This is a genomic window from Streptomyces sp. NRRL WC-3742, from assembly GCF_000720635.1.
Classification (GTDB): Bacteria; Actinomycetota; Actinomycetes; order Streptomycetales; family Streptomycetaceae; genus Kitasatospora.
The window spans coordinates 1-981 of the sequence record NZ_JOCF01000188.1 but is presented as its reverse complement, the minus strand read 5'-3'; the positions used below and the strand labels follow the sequence as shown (position 1 = coordinate 981).

Here is a 981-nt window from a genome sequence, read left to right as displayed (position 1 = left end):
CGACCCGGCGCGCAACAGCGAGTTGATCGTCCCGACCGACACCGGCAGCGGCGGCTTCACCCACCCGTACTTCAAGGCCCCCTACCGGGCCGAGGACCTGCGCACCTCCGCCCGCGCGATAGCTGAGTGGGCGCGGATCGGCTTCGGCTGGATGGGCCGCACCCCCGACTTCAAGGCCGCGTTCCTCTCCACCCTGGGCTCCAACAAGAAGCACTACCAGCCCTTCGAGGAGAACGCCGCCACCTGGTACCGCGAGGCCCAGGAGAACGTCCTGTTCATCGGCCACGGCATCGTGAACCCGCCGATCGACCGCAACCGGGGGCTCACCGAGCTCAAGGACGTGATGCTGACGGTGGACCGCGAGACCGACGCCGGCCTGGTCGTCTCGGGCGCCAAGGTCGTCGGCACCGGGGCCGCCCTCGATCCTCTCCCGCCCGTCGTACGAGTTCGCGGCGGCGACCGTCAGCAGCCCCTTCGACCAGCCGCTCAGCAGCCGGCTGGACGAGAACGACGGCATCCTCGTGTTCGACCAGGTGCTGATCCCCTGGGAGAACGTGTTCTGCTACGACGTCGACAAGGCCAACGACTTCTTCTACGGCTCCGGATTCTTCTACCGTGCCATGTTCCACGCCTGCGTGCGCTTCGCCGTGAAGATGGACTTCCTGACCGGCCTGCTCGCCAAGTGCCTGGAGACGACCGGCACTTCGGAGTTCCGCGGGGTGCAGAGCCGCCTGGGCGAGGTGCTCGCCTACCGGAACATGTTCTGGGCCCTGGTCGACTCGATGTCCCACAACCCCACCACCTGGCCGGACGGCACCGTCACCCCGAACGGGGAGACCGCCATGGCGTTCCGGGTGCTCTCCTCCTCCGTCCTACCGAAGGTCCGGGAGATCTTCCTGCGGGACCTCGGCAGTGCGCTGATCTACAACAACTCGCACGCCAAGGACTGGGCCAACCCGGAGATCCGCCCCTACCTCGACC

1 protein-coding gene and 2 pseudogenes are annotated in these 981 nt (G+C 67.6%); all 3 read left to right on the top strand.

The window, feature by feature from the left end; all coding sequences use genetic code 11:
* Positions 1-22: 22 nt before the first annotated feature.
* Positions 23-361: pseudogene (locus tag IH61_RS50495) on the top strand (4-hydroxyphenylacetate 3-hydroxylase N-terminal domain-containing protein); the annotation flags it as partial.
* Between the two features lie 61 nt (positions 362-422).
* Positions 423-500 (top strand): annotated as a pseudogene (locus IH61_RS50490) (hypothetical protein); the annotation flags it as partial.
* A gap of 21 nt (positions 501-521) precedes the next feature.
* Positions 522-981, top strand: a 460-nt coding sequence (locus IH61_RS43805) for a 4-hydroxyphenylacetate 3-hydroxylase C-terminal domain-containing protein (RefSeq protein ID WP_324607656.1), incomplete at its 3' end; no start/stop codon positions are given.